Consider the following 17,950-nt stretch of genomic DNA (forward strand, 5'->3'; position numbering starts at 1 on the left):
TCTCAAATCGACATCAATCACATAGGTTTTGTGACAATCGTAGCACTTGATCTAGCAGTTGTTTCAATCCATTCGTGGCCCAAACTTAGAATTCGAAACCCTGTATTATCTGCGATATAGATATAAGAGTTACCCCATCTATCTCGAAATTCTTCATTTGCAAATTCAGTGCTGATGGAACATTTTCTATTCCCGACTGCTTCTTCTAAAAGACCATAACTAAATATTTTCTCAGGATATTGACCGCACAATTTCTTATGAAAAAGCACCAAATCTCTAATTTTGTCCATCTCAACGATCGTCTTCATAAGTCTTGGCTTTTCTTTCAAAGAAAACTCCATTTTACCAATCAAAGTAAATCCAATAACAACCAGCAAAATCGCGACCGAAATATTTCTATTCATAAATGACTTCAAACAAACACTAAACCTACTCCCAGGGAATATATTCAAGAACCTTCCTACCGGCCGGACTTTTTTTGCAAGGCTTTACAAAAGCTAGGTAGCGGTAGCCGGATTCTCGCAAAGATTTATATTCTCTCTCAGCAAGATATGCATTAAAGCTATTTAGTTTCAGAAATTCTATTCCAATGCTTTTAAGAGTAAACTTCCCCAAACTTATTAGATCTATCAATCGAAAAATCGCTTCCTTCGGTATATCCGCAGGCTCATGCCCAACAACAAATCTCACCGCAGAAGACTCTCTTCCAAGTCTTCTCAAAACTCTGGACCAAGTTTCAACACCAACTCCCACGCACCCCATGTCTGTAATCCAGATCTCCAACTGCAGCTGATTCAAGGAAGATGGAACGAACCTTAGGGAGTATGCCACCGTGTAGTCCTCTTTGGATGAATCAAAGGGATACTTCACAACATCTAGCTTCACATCTTGAAACATCATTGCGTTGAATTTAGATTGAATTTCAAAACATAACTCGTCAGGGTTGAGAACCACTTGAACAGACATATGAACCCCCACTTGAAACTAGGCCGCCAACTACTCCACTGATTATACCATCGCGAATCGGCTGGGCGCCCGAACTAAGGCTTACTCCAGGTATGTCAAAATGAATCCGCCCAATACGAAGACTCAAAACATCCCTCACCTTATTCTTATTGCTCCAGCCAAATCTTACATAACTTTTATTAAGAAGACCTCCATTACCATAGCCATATTGCACCGCAGTTTTTCCACTTCTACCCAGCAACAATCCCGTCGGCATTAAGGTTGAAGTTGCTGCCCCAATTAAAGCAGACGAACCAACACTAACCCAGTCGATATTGTTCAGATCCCCGCCATTGGACAGTAGCTGTCCCCCGAGGTCTATCCCTCCAGACAACAAAAAACCACCCAATGCAGTTACGCACCATGGACAGTTACCCGAAGGATCTATTAAATTTCCAGGACTGTTGTTTACATAACCATATAAATTGAGGTGGAGTGAACCCCGATTTTTTGGACACGGTTTAAAAGTTCACGGACCCTTTGTACTCGACCGGGCTCTTCATGCCAAGTGCTGAGTGCGGAGCAATATTGTTATAATCTGCAAACCACTGCGGCAAAAGCTTGAGAACCGTCTCTGCGCTGTCACAGTCAGCCTGATAAACGTAATCCCTTTTGATTGTTTTAACGAATGCTTCAGCCATGCCGTTGGATTCTGGGCTGTAGGCTCTGGTGTAACAGCAATTCAGATTTAACTCTTTGCCAAGATCCTTCACGGACTTCGCACGGTAAATTGACCCTCGATCTGACAACCACTGAATTTCGCGAGGACATCTCAATGACTCACCAAATCTCGCTTCAACAGCTTTAACCATCAATTCCTCTATGTCGGTAGCTGATAGCGGCTCAGTCCTAGCGACGTAAGCAAATGCTTCGCGATCACAACAATCCAAAGCAAACGCCACGAAAACTTTGTCGCCGTTAAAACAGCGGATTTCCATGCCATCTGAACACCAACGCAGATTCGGGAACATAGTCATAACAACTCCCGTATGTGGCCTTTTTGGCTGTGGCATTGTTTGTGGCAATGAAAGACCATTCATGCGCATGATTCTTTGAACACGCTTGCGATTGATCTTATTGCGACCATCAAGGGATCTTTGGCGATTCACCATCGTTGTCACCCGGCGGTAGCCATAGGTGGCTCTAATTGCAATAACGGCTTTGATTTCTTCTAAAATTATTTGATCGTCTGATTTTTGGTAATGGCGAGGCATGCCAATTTCCTCCTGAGAAACTGGTTCGTAATAAATTGAACTTCGGCTGATTTCGAAAACTTCTGCGATCTGACTTACTTCATACCGATTAAGCGCTTTGACTTCTTTGGCGGTTGAAGTGCTTTTAATATCGCTTTTTTTTGAACGATCTCCAGGCCATCTTTTAAGATGTCATTCTTGATCGTCAAATCGCCAACTTTAGCTTTGAGATTCTGATTCTCAGCCTTGAGTTTGTCGTTTTCTTCGATCAACTTTTGAATGTATTCCGCACTGATTGGGGATTCGTCTTTTTTGTGGTTCATTTGCCTCTTCCAACTATAAAGAGTGATAGCATGAACCCCGTATTTCCTGGCAAGCACTGGGATAGAAATTCCCTGGGAATTGTGCTCTTTGATGATTAATTGCTTCTTTTCCTGTGTAAATACTTTCCGTCTGTTAGACGTTGTTTCCATAAAGACCCCCTGGGTTGGGTGTCCAAATAAAATCGGGGTCAGGAACAGAGGTCACCACCACCAAATAAAATTAGATCTTTACTTGTCCAGCGCCCAACCTCAGGGTCATAATCTCTCGAGCCAAATTTTAATAGCCCCGTATTCAAATCATAAATTCCACCAGCAAACCCATACGGCTGAAAACCACGATTAGTATCCAGCTCAATGCGACCCCAGACATCATAATCCAACCGCTGCATCACGTAGCCATCAGTTTCTCGCACCAACAGACGAGGTGATCCTAGATGATCCTTTACATACCTGTACTTCTGACCTTTAAAAATCATGTAATCCGGCGTGTTCGGCCCAAGAGCATGAACGTACTCTCGCGAAGTTCTTGCCTTTTCGTCGAAGTCTGCTGCGATTCTCGCGTAGTCTTGATAAATGACACGAGCTAAACCTTTACCGTTTATATAAGTGGCAACTCTGGAGCCCGCAGCATCTAGCCTATAAGATACAGTAGAGCCGTGAGATAACCTGATAGACTTCAAAGAACCCGAGGAGTTATAGTTAAACTCCTGAGGGAGCTCAACTCCGCGCTGCCTAGATTTTACTTCACCGGTATCGTAATACTGAAATGTCCTATTTCCGAAAGTAAGAAGACGATCCTGTTGGTCATAAGTAGCATTCTCAATAAACCTACCTACCTGACTAACAATTCTATTACCGTTAGAGTCATACTGATAGCTCGCGTAGAAAGCTCCATTCTTAGTTACTCCAATCAAACGACCAAGGCCATCATAACTATATTCAAAAGAGACTACTTTACCCTGATTATTTTCTGTTTTTCCGCGAATTCTACCGATATTATCGCGCAACAGCTGATAGCCAAAGAGAGTAACCGGGTTGGGATCTGAGGGGCTTATCTTGTACTGGGCTAGATAAGTACTTAAGCGACCATAACCGTCGTAAGAGTATTGATCATAAATACGCCCGAGCTGAGTCTCTAGAACTCTGCCAGTTCCGGCTTGATATGAAATACTTAAATCTCCCACTTTTGTGACTGAATAGTCTTCATTATAAGAAATTGAGACTGATGAGGATCCACGAATCCAATCGGCAGCCAATTCACGTCGTTTAGGAAGATAACTTCCATCGTAAGCATAGCTTACTCTTTCATAAGAGTTCAGGGTATCCGGCATCTTCGTCTCAACAGCAGTTAAAAGATCACCATCAAAAGAGTAGGAAGTCTCAATCCCATCAAACGACCGAACACGGCTTATTTGTCCTTTCTCATAATAAAACCGTTGCTGTTCATCACGAGAGACATAAACTTGCGTCAAAAAGCCACTAACCTCATCATAATTGAAACGAACCGGAGGTCGCTGTGGCGCGATCACTTGGGAAATCTGCCTATCATCATTATATAAGTAACGTGTCGCTACCTGAGAAACTGCTGGCACAGATGGAGGATGATACGCTGTCATATCCCCAGAAAGATCAAAATTAAATAAATGCGCTGGCCTTCCCGATGGCGACACGCTCAAGAGATCTCCGTCGCTACTATAGGACAACGCTGTTGTCAGACCTGCGCTGGTCTGTGTAAGAACTCTTCCCGCAGGATCGTAAGTATATTGGACTTCTTCGCCTCGGCCATTCTTGAGCTTATTTAAGAACCCCTGAGAATTATATGTGTACTCGACCAAATCATGCCCATTTTGAACTATCTTTTTCAAATTTCCGTTCGGATAGTATTCAAACAAAGTGGGATAATCTTGATTTAATTGAACGCTCGTAGGTCTTTCGTTGGAATCCAAAAGAATATACGACTTGACTTCCTCAGGGGTCTCGCTGGAAACAGACATATTTACCTTTGAAAAATTATTTTTCCAAACCGATGTCCCAATCTGTTCACGTGTTTCCATCGAAGTATAATTGAAAGGATCGGACGTCAGGCCTACATAGGACTTTGAAATAGAGATCTCTCGCATCCCACTTTTACGAACGGACGTATATTTTGACATTCTCTGCTCTAAGGCACCAAATCGTTCATCGTTCACAAGATTTGAAAAGCTTACTCCTCTTGGAGAAGAAAACATTCCAGAGCCATTTGCATTTTCTGTATACACCTCTTCCACACCGTCAGGATGAACTACCTTCCTAACATAGGAGCCGCTTAATGGGTTTATTTCAGATTCCATATCGGTTTTTCTACCCATTTGCGTTACCTGACTAACAACAAATTTATTTCCGACCTTCATCTTCCCAAACTGATAGCTGCCCTTTACTTTCTTAGTATAGGCGATTCTTCCAAGGCCATCATAAACAACCTCAGTGATTCTTCCCATAGGCGTAGTGAACCTTCTTAAAAGATCCGTCCCTTCATAATACTCGATTGAAGTGGCTTCATTATTCGGATTTCGTATTTCCGTTATATTAAACGCCGCCCCTAAAGTGATTGTCGTTACTTGCCCCCAGGGCGAAGTAATACTTACAAGTTGATTGCTAGTATTTCTTGTAAGTTGAGTGATATTCCCGAAGGCGTCAGTTATGGAAGTTAAATAGCCCGCCGTATTATAGCCGAATTGATACTTCACATATCCAGTTAGTGAGCTCTTGGTTGCTAGATGTTTTCCGTCTCCATCAAACATAAAGACTTCACCATCCATAACCACCATTTCCTGATTCCCTGGCAATACTGAACTCGCCTTCACGAAGCTGCGACCACTGCCTAAAAACAGTCTATCTTGATTTTTGTCATAGTAGTGATGGATGGATAAGGTCCAAGCCTCTGGGTTAAAAGACTTTTGCCGATTCAAGTTCTGAAACGCCACTTGATAACTAGAAGCAAATTCTGACGAATAGACTAACTTCGCACCCGTACCAACTATTGCTATCTCTTCCCCGAATGAGAGATTATCGACCCGAATAATCGAACTAGGCTTTTCAATGGGACAATTCTTTGGCCCCTCTAGCGGTGCATTTGGATTAGGAACTGGAGCAGGCGGGAGAGCAACCCCTCCTCCAAGATTAGCTCCTTGAAGAGTTACCTTTTTGACTAGAGCTCCGTCTAAATGTCCAGCGTCTGCAATCGGCCCTAGACGACCAAAACCGTTGTAGTGAAAACTTGTGATAGGACTGGTACAGTTGAGTTCCAGAGTCTCTGTACTCCCTTGTTCCGGCGCACGATACTCGATTGTTATTTCTGATGTCCCTGCTCCATCGGTAACAGCCCCAACGGTCGGCAAACAGAACCCAGGCGTGCTAAGCTTAACCAAAATAGTAAAAGAAGCACTATCATCGATATGCTGCTTTATTGGCCCGCCGGCCGTTCCCCAATCCCGGTATTCGAAAGAATATGCCGTAGGAAAAACGATATCTAAGATGACATCCGTAAACTGCGTGGTCGTGCTGTTAACATTTACAACGGTGGCCCCTTGCTGATTCTCAATATTTTGACAAGTCTGGGCTGTTAAGTCTTCATCCTGGATTCCGCTATATAAACTTTTATAGAAAGGCAGCATGAAGGGCTTAAACGTGGTCGGCAGACAACGCCCAACAAAAGCTGTAAGAACATAATCCGGATTGTTCATAAATAGGACGTTCTGCTTTTGGTACTTATATAGACTGTCTTCATAGACCGAATTCAAAGTCGGCTCTTCATAGTACTGACTGGCTTCTAGGTCCCAAGATCGATATTGATCATTTGCCCATAAAACTGAAGGTAAGAGGCATATAACCAGAACAGGCATCACAAATCTAAACATCACAGTCACTCCATTAACTATAATATGTTTATAAACAATTAACTGTGTTCTGCTGTTTGTTTTAAAGTCAAAGTCGATTTAAAGCGACTCACCAAGTTAGGACCTGCTCAAAATTTGCACTAAATGAGTTTTAACTAAATGTTGTCAGCAAGATAAAAGGCGAAGTCTTTAATAAAATTAGAAGCCTAGAGCATTTAACAAAAAAAAGAAGCTACCCCAATCTGAAGATAGCCTCCGCAAAACAACATTATAAATTTTTCTTCACATTTACTTTAGTGCACGTAGTGAACGTACATCTTGAGATAGAACCCTTCCGGGAACTGCATCAGCGTTGGGTGATCTGCCGCATGGCCCCCGCGCAGAACGCTGCGAAGTTCGGCGTAGTTTCTCAGTGACGCCTTACGAATCGCATCGCGGAATTCTTCTTCTTCCAGCAAACCAGAACAAGAGCATGAAGCCACAAAGCCGTTCTTTTTCACCAGACGGAATGCGTGCGTGTTCATCTTAAGGTAAGCGTGCTTCCCGATAGGGATGTCTTTTTTGGATTTGATAAACGCCGGTGGGTCCGCAATCACGATGTCATAGTGAGTGCTTGGCAAAGCCGCCAAACCTTCAGACACGTCCATTTCGTGAACGACGACTTCCGCCCCTTCACGTTCGGCATTCTTTTTCGCGAAAGCCAAAGCGGTCTTGGAGATGTCCGCCAAAGACACCTCGACCTCAAAGCCCAAAGACTTCAAAGCACGTGTGATCTGCGTGGACCAGTGACCGACATAGCAGCACAGATCCAATACACGGATCTTGCGCGGCTGTTGGGTTTTGGCCCAGTTCTTAAATAACCCCACTGCCAGGAAGATGTTGTGAGTCTGATCCAGGAAAAAGCCCGTTTTTTGGCCTTCAACCAGATCACAGCTCATCGTGATCGTGCCGTCATCACCTGCGGCGTTTAGCACGATTTCAACATCACGAAGGTTCATGTCCGGCAGATCCTTGATGAGGCGCGGTTCTTCAACCTGCAAGCCCTCAAGCTTGCGCACACCCACGTCATTACGAATCACCACCGCCGTTTGATCCCAGCCAAACTCGGAAAGACCTTGCGCATGAGCTTTTTCAGCCAAACCTTTGAAGAAGCCTTCGGCATCCTTCAGGGCTTCATTCATTCCCGCCGTCACCAACTGGGCAGCAAAGAGCTGAGCACGTTTGCCGTTTTGTACGATCACATAGTAATCCAGAACCAAACCTGGGATGAAATCAGATTCGCCAAACGCCAGGCGGAAGCTGCCACGGAAGCCCGCAGCCTTTCTTACGCGCCAAGAGTTGAAGATCTTTTCATGAAGGAAGTCAAAACTGGTTGGATCCTTATCCTGACTGTTGAAGCTCAACGCACGGAAAGAAATCAGGGAATGAGGATTGCCGTAACCGCGGGCCAGAAACTGCCCTTTGGAATCCTGAAGCTCTACCGCCGCACCTGCGGGATGACCCTTAGGGCTTACCAGCAGCTCGTTGGAAAACACCCACGGGTGTCCACTGCGAATTCTTTTATCGGCTCCCTGACGAAGACGCCACACTGTCATCATAAACTATTCACCCTCAACTGCGAAAACAACCAACTCGGTGATTTCTTTTTTTGAAAAATTATTATCACTCATTATCAGCAAACTGCGCCGGCCATCCGGAAGTTTCGGCCCCCAGGCCAAAGCTTCAAAGTTCTGCACACGTTTGTCGCCACGGTTTTTACCAAGATCAGATTCAAAATCCACCAGCTTTGTTTTTTCAACACCCGTGAACTTCGCACCTTCCAACTTACTCACACCCGAAACGTCCGTGCCCTTGGCAAGATCCACCAGATACAAAGTAATCGTATTGGCCCAGATCTTTTTCGGCAGCAGGCGCACTCCGCGTTCTAGCACAATCAGTTTGGTTTCACTGACGACCAGAATTTCCGAAGCCCCGCGGAAGACTTCTTTTCCCCCGTGCCCGTCTTTCAACGGATCCAGGCGATAGGCGTATTCCGCCACCGGCTGATAGCCTTTTTCAGGCTTGTCTTCGTACTTGAGAATTCGCAGCCAGTCGCCTTTTTCCTCTTCTCCGGCGACATAATCCTGGAAAAGGGAAGTTTCTACACTCGCAAACAGCACCTTCCCGTCCACGGAACTTGAGAGTCCCTCAAACGAAAGGTTGTTCTGCACGCCCTGCTTTTGCTGGCCAATGGGTTCAGGTAAAAACTTGGCCGGAACGGACAGGTCGGACTTCCACACCCCTTGCGGGTTTATACGGAAGATCCGGGGCATTTCGCGGGGTTTGGAATCGTTGCTGCCTTCAGAGGAAACCAAGAAATCCCCGGACGGCAACAGCGCCAGCCCTTCAGGATCCAAAATCGCGGCCCGCTCCCCGGTTTTGGGAAGGCCCGAAATAAAACTGACGGATTTGGGGTTTAAAGAAACAGACTTCCCCGAAATCTTCAGGTCAAAACCGTAAAAGCGGGGCTCCCCGAACTTTCCACGATCATCAGAAAGCGCCCACAGAGTGTCGCCACTGAAGGCCATGCCGGAAAGACCACCGATGGTGGTCTTTTTGAACTCAGTTCCGGTCTTGATCGCGGTTTCACCGAAATATTCCAAACTCAAAGCCCGTGCTTTGAGCGAAAACAGCAAAACCAGGCAAATTCCGGTTCCTCGAAGCATCTTAACTTCTCCAGCGAAGCTCAGTTTCTTTCACAGGGTGATTGAATTCACGTTTGCCCTCAAGGTGGTCATGGTACTCGGTTTTCAAAGCATAGTACCACTTGGCTTGAGTGTCGGCGTCCTTGATCAGCATCAGACTTGGATCATAACGTAGACCATCTTGCTGTTTGGTTACCGCATCCATGTCCTGACCCAGGAACTTTTTAGAGAATTGATGAATCGCCGGCTTCAAAAGCGTCAACCAAGGGATGTCCCAGTACGCCAATTGAGTCACACGCGTGTTGTTTTCATCCACCGGAGTCAGCGCCGTGTAAGAATAGAAATTACGAGGCCCGACTTCGATATGCTCGACACGCACGCAAGGAAGCGTGAAGGTGATCTCGGTCGTCGGAGTGCCGCCAAGGATCTTATAAGCCTTGGAATTTTTCGAAGGCTGGTGACGAACCATCTGGAAGCCATAGTTCACCGGAGCAAATTTCTTTTTCTTTTCCAGCATGGTTTTTTCAGAACGCCAGAACCAGCTTTTGTGCACGTAAGGACCATGCGCCGGGTCCATCAGACCGATCACCGCGTGATCGACGTGACATGGGAAGTTCACCACGTAAGTCAAATTCGGTTTCACATCCGCCGGGAACGCTTTCATCACCGGGATCGCTGGCGCTTTGGAAACATCATAGTCCTTGTCACCCACAAAGACCCAGATCAGGCCTTGAGCTTCGTGAACAGGATAAGAGCGCACTTTGATTTTATTCGGATTCAGTTCCTGATCCGGGCACAGTGAAGGAATCTCAGTACACATGCCGGTGCCGTCAAACTTCCAGCCGTGATAAGGGCATTCGATCTGATCATTTACCACACGGCCATAGCTCAGAGGAATTCCTCGGTGGGGACAGATATCACGCATCGCCGACACTTTGCCTTTGGAGTCACGATAGAACACGATGGGCTCACCCAAGATCTTGCGGGCCGTGGCTTTATTCACCGCCAGCTCTGCACTTGGAAGTCCCACATACCAAACATTTTTCAAAAATCCGCTGTACATAAAATCCTCTGAACTAGAATTGAGGGTCGCGGGCGCGTTGTTCCGCCAACTGGCAGGTGTTCTTCAAAAGCATGGCAATGGTCATCGGACCCACCCCACCGGGAACCGGAGTCGCTGCCTTCGCCCAGCCATCAAGCTCTTCAAAGCGAACATCTCCACAGAGTTTTCCGCCCTGACCTGAGCCATGCATACCCACATCAATCACGATCGCATCTTTTTTAAAATCTTCTTTACCCAAGAGTCGGGCCTTGCCAGCCGCGACGACAACCAAATCCGCCTGCTTTGTGAGCTCTGACATATTGGAAGTTTTGGAGTGGCACAATGTGACTGTGGCGTTGGCTTCAGTCAAGAGCAGAGCCATGGGTTTCCCCACAATATTGCTGCGACCAACGACCACGGCCCTTTTTCCCTCCACCGGGATTCGATAATGCTTCAGAATCTCCATCACTCCCGCCGGAGTGCACGGGCTGACCAGAGGTTTTCCGGCAAAGAAATAACCCAAGGATTCGTAAGTTAGACCATCAGCATCTTTTTCGGCGGAAACAAGCTTCAGAACCTCGTCCGCGCTGAGATGTTTTGGCAACGGGAACTGAACCAGAATGCCGTCCACGCCATTGTCGTTGTTCAGCTTGCTTAGAATCTGATTCAACTCGCTTTGTGTGGTTTCGGCCGGCAGAGTGTGAATTGTGGAAGTCATCCCGATTTTTTCGCAGGCGATCTTTTTGTTTTTAACGTAAACGTGGCTCGCCTTATCGTCGCCGACAATGACGACCGACAGATGAGGAGCCCGGCCGTAAGTTTCTTTAAACTTCGCCACTCGGGGAACAAGGGACGCACGCACCTCTTTCGCGACTTCTTTTCCGTCAAGAATCAGCACCATGACCTCCCCTGTTTTTTGAGCCTTAAATTTGCGTCATTTCTTAACAAAATTCAATACTTATTCCAACTTCGTCCCATTCCGCCAAGGCCTTCTTGCGGGACCTTTTCACCCCTGCGAACCCTGTTTTTGCTTGATTCCTAAACCCCTATCAAGGTACAAACCCTTTAAAAGATTAGGGGATTTTCGAATGGCTGAAAAAGTTAAGCTCTCAAAAGATGGTAGTTCTATTGACTTCGTTCAATCTGACAGCCTTCCTACGTCCCTGAAGAAGTTCCGTCAAAGCCCGGAAATCGAAGGTTTCTACCGCTTTATCTTCGAAAACGACCTGCAAAAAGAAGCTTACGACATTTTGGATCGCATTATTATCCAGCGTAAGGCTAAAAAAGCCGGCGCGAAAAAAGAAGCTGCTGCTGCTGCCAAAGAAGAAAAGGCCGCTGCAAAAAAAGCCGAAATTTCAAAGGCTAAAAAGAAGTAGTTCTCCAAAAGTCCGGACCTCCGGACTTTTTTTTTGCTTTAATCGCATCCCGCCCCTGTCCGATCTTTGCTTCCACCTCCTAACCACTGGAGGATTCATGAAAGCTCAAACCATCATCAAAAACAAAAAAGGCCAGGGACTTGTTGAGTACCTGATCATTGTGGCAATCGTTGCTGTCGGCAGCATTTCCGTTATCAAAGTTGTCGGCGCCAACATCGACGTGCAGTTCGCCAACGTGGCGCAGGCCCTGGGCGGAACGGACAGCCGCAAGAAAGAAGCCCACAAAGTCACGGACACTATGTACAAGAAACGCGACTTCAGCGATTTCTTCGAGGGTTCCGTTAACTCCAAATCAGACAGCAAATAGTCATGAAAATCCTGAATCAAAAAGGACAAGCTTTGTTAGAGGCGGCCTTCGTGCTGCCGCTGCTGCTAGCCACCGGCACAGCGCTGGCTTTTCTATTCTATCGCACGCTGGTTTTCTATTATGCCGACCACCAACTGCATGAAGCCCTGATCTGTGCGGAATCCGTTCAAGTTTCCACATGTAAAACCCATCTGGAAAGGAATCTGCAAAAGCTGATGCTTAAAAACACCCGTTTGAATGTCCGCCTGAACAAATCCCTTTCCGGCAGCACAGGGCGCATCGAGATTGCGCTGCAACCGGAAATCCAGATTTCTAAAGAACTGCGCCTGTAAGAAGGCCGCATATGCGCAACCAGCAGGGCTTTGCCGCTATTCTAATTCTGGCGTTACTGCCGATCCTGGTGTCCGGACTGTTTCTGGTTGCGGCCATGATGGGATTTCTGCAATTGGATCTGGCGATGAAACACACCTGCCGCAGCGAAGGCTTGCAGGGACAGGAAAAGGTCCGTCCCCATCTGGAAAAACTGCTGTCGTTGAATTCCAAAGCCGTAAAATTAAAAGCCCAATTGATTTCTGCACAGGCCAAAGCCAAAGCAGCAGAGGCCGCCGGAAATATCCCTGTAGCAACTGCTGCTGAATTAGAGGTCTTGAGAATTGAAGGACTGCGACTAGCTCTGGACGCACAACAAAAGCAACTGATCCAACAAAGCAACCTGCAGCTTCAGCGCAGCCACAGTTCCACCCGCACCCGGCTTTACCGTGCCCACAGGGAAAACCAGACACGTCTGAATTTCCTGACGATCAAAACCCAGATTGAAAATGAGCCCATTCCGCGCCTGGCGGTCCGTCCGGACTTCCCGGACACGGCGCCGACATACAGCCCTGAACCTGACTTTGAAGTTCGTCAGGCTTTGGCGCAACGCTGGCAGTACCGGATCGCGCTGCGCCCGCCTCTTTCTAATTTTCTGAAGGCGGATTTCGGCTTTGAAAAAGCCTGCGCCGTCACTTTGACCAAAGGACCCTTGCGATGGAAAACCCAAATAACAAAGGGCAGATACTCATTGAAGTCTGTCTGGTGATGGCCTTGGTGCTGCTGATTTTCTTCGCGGCCTTTTCCCATCTTTCAAAGCTAAAAACAGCACAACAACGCCACCAATTCACAAAAGAGAAGTCTTATGTTTCAAAAGACCGTTTCAAATCTAAAAAGTAACTGGCCACTGGCGGGTTTTCTGATCATCGGCCTGATAGCCTTTATCAGCAGCCCTTCCAAATCAGACCAAGATCCGCTGGAAACCGTGGCGGCCCCCGCGTCGGTTGACACCTACATCCCCGCAGGCCACGTGCTGGTGCCAATTGAAATTGCCAATGCCGAATCGCTTGCATCACTTGTGGGTGACATGGGTGGCGTCGTCGATCTTTACCTTGCCAGCAACGACACTCAAAAAGGCGGTCTTAAAGTTGGCAGCAAGTTGAAACTGCTGCGCGCCCCGCTCAATCCGCAGCAGTATGCCGTTCTGGTGAAAGACAGTGAAAGTCCCAGATTGCTAAGCTTTAGCGGTCCCTTCATTGCCGTCGTTCAAAACCCTGAAGCTCGCGGTAATAGTGTCACCCCCGCTTCCTCTCCACGCAAAGCCGTGCGCATCGACTATCAAAACTAGGAGTTCCAATGAAAACCCCAATTGCAATTCTATTATTTCTATTGGCGACGGCTGCGCAGGCTCAGGTACTGATTCAGGCACCTTCGGCATCCCCCGCTGAATTCAAAAAATATTTGCAGGAAAACCCTTCCGCACGATCCTACAGCGATGTGCAAACTGAAAAGTTGCAACAGGCCCCCCAACAAGAACAGCAGCTGTTTCAGCTGGCAGATCTTTCCCCAAGTGAAATTCCGCAAGGACTTGAAACCCTCAATCGACTGAATCAGCAGTCTGCTCTGTCATCTTTAAGTCTGCAGTTTTTGCAGGATCTGACTTCGAAATGGCAAAGTGGAAAGCTCTCTCCACAAGCACAAAGCTCCGTGCGCAATCTGCACTGCAAATTCAGCCTGTTGCAGGACGAATCCAGCCTCACCATCTGCGCAGTTGAAACAGTGTCTTTGGAAAATCTAAGAAAGCTCAATCCGTGGATGAAGGCTTTGGCGGTGGAAAGTCAGCCGATCCCGCTGGAAGAAAGCAGTCGGTTAAAGATCGTGACCGAGGCCCCATATCACTTCACGCTGATTTCTGATTCCCATGCCAGCATCAGTTTCTATGGAACCTTTGCGCAGCTATTGCAACAGACCAACCATCCGCAAGCCTTGGTCGAAGGCGGCTGTGGCGGCTTCCAGTCCCAGATTGACGACATCAATCTGTCCCTGCAAGCGCGCGTGTTTTTCACCGCCAGTTGTGTGCAGGCAACAAATCAAGCCGATGAAGAAACAGAAAAAAGCTGGGTGCAAAGAAATAAAAAGTGGCTGATCCCGACCGCCGCGATTTTAGTAGGCGGCGGCATCTATGCATTGAAAGACAAAAAGGTCATCATCGACAAGCCGTCGTTTAAATAATCCTCTTGCCGTTAAAGACGACTTCTTTCACCACACCGTCTTCAATCACCGAATGACAGTCCGGTGCAAAAGTTTTATCCGGGTGCGCATGCACCACCGTAATGTCGCCATTAAATTTGCGAATGCGCGCCTGAGGACTTTCCTCCAACGCCAGATAGTTGCGCCAGAAAGAAGAAGGCTCCACCGGGCTGTCACAACCAAAAGAAATCGGGATCTGCGCCAGGCGCAAGGCTTCCCATGGGAAGACATACGGGTAAAGCTCTCTCAGTTTTTCCATCAGCCACACACGGTCGCTCAGCCAGTGACAAGGCTGCATATGACAGCGCACATGCAAAGGCTTCATCATCTGAATGGTCTCCGGGCGCAGAATTTGCGCGTGTTCCAGATTCAAGCGGCCCACGGCCCCTTGCGCTGAAATTTTGCGGGCGGCCTGCACGATGTGATGAGCAGCCTCATCCCCGATTGTGTGAACTGAAAACTCCAAGCCTGCGGCCCAGGTGCGTTTCATCATTGTTTCGATATCCGCAATATCCCACAGAATGCGCCCCTGATTGCCAGAGCGCTCGCCGTTGTAAGGACGACTGAGCAAAGCCGTCTCAGATCCCAATGAACCATCATAGAAAACCTTGATGCCTTTGGAGCGAAGCAAGGGACGATCCTGTTTTTTCGCGGCCAGTGCCGCAGTCAGCATCGAATCAAAGTCATTCATGTCGTGGGAGGTGAAATTTTCCTCGATCGCCAAAGTCAGGTCTCCGGCATCGGCGACCTCACACAGCATATTCCACAGGGATTCAGTGCAGCTCAGGTCGCGCACGTGAGTAAATCCAGCGGCATTGAAGGTGCGGCAGGCTTGCAGAATATTGGCTCGTTGCTGGGATTTAGAGAATGACGGCAAGTGATCCCAGGCGCGCAGATGGTCTTTTTCGGTCAGAATGCCCGTGGCGGAATCCAAGTCCATTTCTTTAAGGGCTGCGGAATTCAACCAGCTGCTGTGTCCGTCCATGCGGGCAAAGTAAACCGGAATATCCGGAAAGACTTTATCCAGAAGATCCTTGTGCGGCTGTTCGTGCACCGGCCACTGGCGTTCGTCCCAGCCAAACCCCACCAGCCAGTGCTGACGATAGTATCCCGGCTTGGTGCGATCCAGATTCTGCAAATCCTGCAGGGATCTGATCGATTCAAAACGAAGCCCCGAAGCGAATTCGCCCGTTGCGATAAAGTGCGTGTGACTGTCGTAAAGACGCGGGATTTTAAAAAGCATAAGGCCCTCTGTTTTAGCAGAAGGCCTTAATTAATTTAACTGTTTAATTTGCTATTTAGCGTGCAGAAGGGATTGGAGCCGGGCCTGTTGTCCCGCCGCCTGTACCCGGAACCGGAATTGGCTGAGGACCACCGATGCCACCACCAATTGGTGTTGGACCACCGATGCCTGTGCCGATGCCAATACCACCACCGATACCGATAGAGCCACCCACGCCGCCTACACCGTATTGAACCTGCTGGATTCTATACAACAATCCATAAAGTTCCTGTTGCAAGCTGGATACAACCTGCTGTCTTTGAACCTGCTGTTGCATGTAAGACTGCTGTTGTTGGATATACTGTTGATACTGCTGCATTTGCATCTGCATCATCTGCTGCTGCATCTGCATCATGCCAAGGCTTCCCGCCATGCCACCGGCCATGCCGCCCATACCAGCCATACCGCCGGCCATTGCGCCCATGCCCATCATGCCACCAGGATATGCGCCCATCATTCCGGCCATACCACCCATGCCGCCCATCAAAGCGCCAGGGTAAGCACCCATCATGCCGCCAGCCATACCGCCGACCATCGCACCTGGATACGCGCCCATCATACCGGCCATACCGCCAGCCATCGCGCCCATACCCATCATACCGCCTGGATAAGCTCCCATCATGCCAGCCATACCGCCCATCATGGCACCTGGGTATGCACCCATGATACCACCGCCGATACCGCCAACCATTGCGCCAGGATATGCGCCCATCATGCCGGCCATGCCGCCCATCATAGAGCCAGGGTAAGCACCCATCATACCGCCACCCATCATAGCACCTGGGTAAGCTCCGATAATTCCACTAGCCAATGCGCCCATGCCCATCATGCCACCCGGATACGCGCCCATCATGCCGGCCATACCGCCTGCCATCGCGCCCATACCCATCATGCCACCTGGATAAGCTCCCATCATTCCGGCCATACCACCCATCATAGAACCAGGGTAAGCACCCATCATGCCGCCGGCCATACCGCCGATCATGGCACCCATGCCGCCGTATGGACCACCCATGCCCCATGGACCGGCCATACCCCAAGGACCCATCCCTGGCATATAGATACCGCCACCCATGCCGCCCATACCAAGGCCGGCCATCGCATATGGGTTACCCCACATGCCATTACCGTTCATGCCGCCGTAAGGACCCATCATACCGTAAGCACCACCGTTATTGCCGGCACAACCAAATGCACCTGCACCGATACCACCACCGATAGAACCATAGATACCACTGCCGCCACCGACCATCTGGCCGATACCAGTACCGATCGCGCCCAAACCGTAACCGTAACCCGTGGAAGCCCAAGGGTCTGTCGGCCAACCGATGTTGGAGTTCGCGTCAGCAATCATTTGATTTGTTTTGTAACCAGCAAGGATGGACAAACCACCCAATGCAACGTTCCCGATCACAGAACCCCAGTTGGTTTCTGGTTTCTGATACTGGTAACCGGAACCGGAAGCGATACAGTCAACGCACACGCCACCTTCCGAGATCTCACGACGACGTTCACGCTGTTCATCAGCGTAATCTTCTTTCGCGATCTTGATGTCTTCTTTTCTGTTGTCGATCAGGTTTTTCAAAGCATCAATTTCACGAGTGACTTTGTTTCTTTGAGAGTAACCCTTCTTGTAATCAGAAAGACCTTTTTTACAATCTTCAGTCGTTGCACGACCTTTTTCACTTTGACGGAATTTTGGAGTGGAACAAACCGTGCCGGAAACAGAACCGTTTTTATTCGGATCACAAACGCGCGCCCATTCCTGGATGCTGAAGCCGTGAACTTCACGAGTGCCGCCAGCCTGAACGGAAGCATCACCTTCCTGCCCCTGCGCGATAAACTCATCACTCGCGCCCATGCCTTTGTACTCTTTACAGCTGACGTTGTTCTCGATGTGCTCGAACATCAGCTCTGAATAGTCTTCAGAAACCACGTCTTCAACATCTTTACGGGAACGAGTCAGGGATCTGTCGATCTTCTTCAATTCAGATTGTTTTGCACGAAGCTGCTTTTGTGCTTCGCTGATTTCAGCCTGAGCTTCTTTGATTTCATCTAGATAGCTGGAGGAACCGGCACCAGCAGAGTAATCATACGGGCAGGCTTGCATCCCACCGTACATACCTGTGCCCCACATTTGGGCTTGGGCACCAGCTGCATAGCTCATCACCAAGGTGAAAAGAGCTGCAATGCGCATCCAAAACTTCATACACGATCTCCTGAAAAGGAATAAAAAAACTTCTA

General features: G+C 48.2%; 17 protein-coding genes. 6 read left to right on the forward strand and 11 right to left on the reverse strand.

Annotation, left to right across the window (positions count from 1 at the left end):
* Positions 1-17: 17 nt before the first annotated feature.
* The 9 genes from BDT_RS16115 to folD form a co-directional block, all read right to left on the reverse strand.
* Entirely contained in the window at positions 18-404 is a 387-nt protein-coding gene (locus tag BDT_RS16115; protein ID WP_041577972.1) for a hypothetical protein, read from the reverse strand.
* 25 nt (positions 405-429) lie between these two features.
* On the reverse strand, positions 430-966 hold the full coding sequence (locus BDT_RS16120; RefSeq protein ID WP_041577973.1) for a hypothetical protein: 537 nt from the start codon (positions 964-966) through the stop codon (positions 430-432).
* Between the two features lie 500 nt (positions 967-1,466).
* A complete protein-coding gene (locus BDT_RS16125; protein ID WP_148278732.1) occupies positions 1,467-2,348 on the reverse strand; it encodes an IS3 family transposase in 882 nt (293 codons plus the stop codon).
* On the reverse strand, positions 2,294-2,671 hold the full coding sequence (locus BDT_RS16130; protein ID WP_041577221.1) for a transposase: 378 nt from the start codon (positions 2,669-2,671) through the stop codon (positions 2,294-2,296). The genes BDT_RS16125 and BDT_RS16130 overlap by 55 nt, the downstream gene beginning before the upstream one ends.
* Positions 2,672-2,709: 38 nt before the next feature.
* A complete protein-coding gene (locus tag BDT_RS16135; RefSeq protein ID WP_015092304.1) occupies positions 2,710-6,417 on the reverse strand; it encodes an RHS repeat domain-containing protein in 3,708 nt (1,235 codons plus the stop codon).
* Positions 6,418-6,689: 272 nt separating this feature from the next.
* Positions 6,690-7,994 carry a class I SAM-dependent rRNA methyltransferase gene (locus BDT_RS16140; RefSeq protein ID WP_015092305.1) on the reverse strand — a complete coding sequence of 435 codons (1,305 nt, stop codon included), beginning with the start codon at positions 7,992-7,994 and terminating at the stop codon, positions 6,690-6,692.
* A gap of 3 nt (positions 7,995-7,997) precedes the next feature.
* Positions 7,998-9,101 carry an esterase-like activity of phytase family protein gene (locus BDT_RS16145; RefSeq protein WP_015092306.1) on the reverse strand — a complete coding sequence of 368 codons (1,104 nt, stop codon included), beginning with the start codon at positions 9,099-9,101 and terminating at the stop codon, positions 7,998-8,000.
* A 1-nt stretch (position 9,102) separates the two neighbouring features.
* Positions 9,103-10,143 carry an aromatic ring-hydroxylating oxygenase subunit alpha gene (locus BDT_RS16150; protein WP_015092307.1) on the reverse strand — a complete coding sequence of 347 codons (1,041 nt, stop codon included), beginning with the start codon at positions 10,141-10,143 and terminating at the stop codon, positions 9,103-9,105.
* Positions 10,144-10,156: 13 nt separating this feature from the next.
* Positions 10,157-11,023, reverse strand: coding sequence for a bifunctional methylenetetrahydrofolate dehydrogenase/methenyltetrahydrofolate cyclohydrolase FolD (gene folD, locus BDT_RS16155; RefSeq protein WP_015092308.1), 867 nt, complete (start codon positions 11,021-11,023; stop codon positions 10,157-10,159).
* A 187-nt stretch (positions 11,024-11,210) separates the two neighbouring features.
* Here folD and BDT_RS16160 point away from each other — a divergent pair, with 187 nt between their 5' ends.
* The 6 genes from BDT_RS16160 (at position 11,211) to BDT_RS16185 (ending at position 14,406) form a co-directional block, all read left to right on the forward strand.
* Positions 11,211-11,498 carry a hypothetical protein gene (locus BDT_RS16160; RefSeq protein WP_015092309.1) on the forward strand — a complete coding sequence of 96 codons (288 nt, stop codon included), beginning with the start codon at positions 11,211-11,213 and terminating at the stop codon, positions 11,496-11,498.
* 97 nt (positions 11,499-11,595) lie between these two features.
* Entirely contained in the window at positions 11,596-11,865 is a 270-nt protein-coding gene (locus tag BDT_RS16165) for a Flp family type IVb pilin (RefSeq protein WP_011165646.1), read from the forward strand.
* A 2-nt stretch (positions 11,866-11,867) separates the two neighbouring features.
* Complete coding sequence (locus BDT_RS16170) at positions 11,868-12,197, forward strand: hypothetical protein (RefSeq protein WP_015092310.1); 330 nt, start codon at positions 11,868-11,870, stop codon at positions 12,195-12,197.
* 11 nt (positions 12,198-12,208) lie between these two features.
* The gene (locus BDT_RS16175; protein WP_015092311.1) at positions 12,209-12,943 is read left to right on the forward strand and encodes a hypothetical protein; all 735 of its coding nucleotides are present in this window, start codon (positions 12,209-12,211) and stop codon (positions 12,941-12,943) included.
* 96 nt (positions 12,944-13,039) lie between these two features.
* A complete protein-coding gene (locus BDT_RS19430) occupies positions 13,040-13,522 on the forward strand; it encodes a hypothetical protein (RefSeq protein ID WP_015092313.1) in 483 nt (160 codons plus the stop codon).
* 8 nt (positions 13,523-13,530) lie between these two features.
* Positions 13,531-14,406 carry a hypothetical protein gene (locus tag BDT_RS16185; RefSeq protein ID WP_015092314.1) on the forward strand — a complete coding sequence of 292 codons (876 nt, stop codon included), beginning with the start codon at positions 13,531-13,533 and terminating at the stop codon, positions 14,404-14,406.
* Here the strand turns inward: BDT_RS16185 and BDT_RS16190 are convergent.
* Both BDT_RS16190 and BDT_RS16195 read right to left on the reverse strand, forming a co-directional pair.
* Positions 14,399-15,667 carry an amidohydrolase gene (locus BDT_RS16190; RefSeq protein ID WP_015092315.1) on the reverse strand — a complete coding sequence of 423 codons (1,269 nt, stop codon included), beginning with the start codon at positions 15,665-15,667 and terminating at the stop codon, positions 14,399-14,401. The genes BDT_RS16185 and BDT_RS16190 overlap by 8 nt on opposite strands.
* A gap of 55 nt (positions 15,668-15,722) precedes the next feature.
* Positions 15,723-17,915, reverse strand: a complete 2,193-nt coding sequence (locus BDT_RS16195; RefSeq protein WP_041577974.1) for a hypothetical protein — start codon at positions 17,913-17,915, stop codon at positions 15,723-15,725.
* Positions 17,916-17,950: the final 35 nt, after the last annotated feature.

The sequence above is a fragment of the Bdellovibrio bacteriovorus str. Tiberius genome (assembly GCF_000317895.1).
GTDB classification, from domain to species: Bacteria; Bdellovibrionota; Bdellovibrionia; order Bdellovibrionales; family Bdellovibrionaceae; genus Bdellovibrio; species Bdellovibrio bacteriovorus_F.

What these genes read in the sequence shown, in the direction of transcription:
- BDT_RS16115 (WP_041577972.1), bottom strand. Translation starts at nt 404, where the DNA reads ATGAATAGAAATATTTCGGTCGCGATTTTGCTGGTTGTTATTGGATTT.
- BDT_RS16120 (WP_041577973.1), bottom strand. Translation starts at nt 966, where the DNA reads ATGTCTGTTCAAGTGGTTCTCAACCCTGACGAGTTATGTTTTGAAATT.
- BDT_RS16130 (WP_041577221.1), bottom strand. Translation starts at nt 2,671, where the DNA reads ATGGAAACAACGTCTAACAGACGGAAAGTATTTACACAGGAAAAGAAG.
- BDT_RS16135 (WP_015092304.1), bottom strand. Translation starts at nt 6,417, where the DNA reads ATGTTTAGATTTGTGATGCCTGTTCTGGTTATATGCCTCTTACCTTCA.
- BDT_RS16140 (WP_015092305.1), bottom strand. Translation starts at nt 7,994, where the DNA reads ATGATGACAGTGTGGCGTCTTCGTCAGGGAGCCGATAAAAGAATTCGC.
- BDT_RS16145 (WP_015092306.1), bottom strand. Translation starts at nt 9,101, where the DNA reads ATGCTTCGAGGAACCGGAATTTGCCTGGTTTTGCTGTTTTCGCTCAAA.
- BDT_RS16150 (WP_015092307.1), bottom strand. Translation starts at nt 10,143, where the DNA reads ATGTACAGCGGATTTTTGAAAAATGTTTGGTATGTGGGACTTCCAAGT.
- folD (WP_015092308.1), bottom strand. Translation starts at nt 11,023, where the DNA reads ATGGTGCTGATTCTTGACGGAAAAGAAGTCGCGAAAGAGGTGCGTGCG.
- BDT_RS16160 (WP_015092309.1), top strand. Translation starts at nt 11,211, where the DNA reads ATGGCTGAAAAAGTTAAGCTCTCAAAAGATGGTAGTTCTATTGACTTC.
- BDT_RS16165 (WP_011165646.1), top strand. Translation starts at nt 11,596, where the DNA reads ATGAAAGCTCAAACCATCATCAAAAACAAAAAAGGCCAGGGACTTGTT.
- BDT_RS16170 (WP_015092310.1), top strand. Translation starts at nt 11,868, where the DNA reads ATGAAAATCCTGAATCAAAAAGGACAAGCTTTGTTAGAGGCGGCCTTC.
- BDT_RS16175 (WP_015092311.1), top strand. Translation starts at nt 12,209, where the DNA reads ATGCGCAACCAGCAGGGCTTTGCCGCTATTCTAATTCTGGCGTTACTG.
- BDT_RS19430 (WP_015092313.1), top strand. Translation starts at nt 13,040, where the DNA reads ATGTTTCAAAAGACCGTTTCAAATCTAAAAAGTAACTGGCCACTGGCG.
- BDT_RS16185 (WP_015092314.1), top strand. Translation starts at nt 13,531, where the DNA reads ATGAAAACCCCAATTGCAATTCTATTATTTCTATTGGCGACGGCTGCG.
- BDT_RS16190 (WP_015092315.1), bottom strand. Translation starts at nt 15,667, where the DNA reads ATGCTTTTTAAAATCCCGCGTCTTTACGACAGTCACACGCACTTTATC.
- BDT_RS16195 (WP_041577974.1), bottom strand. Translation starts at nt 17,915, where the DNA reads ATGAAGTTTTGGATGCGCATTGCAGCTCTTTTCACCTTGGTGATGAGC.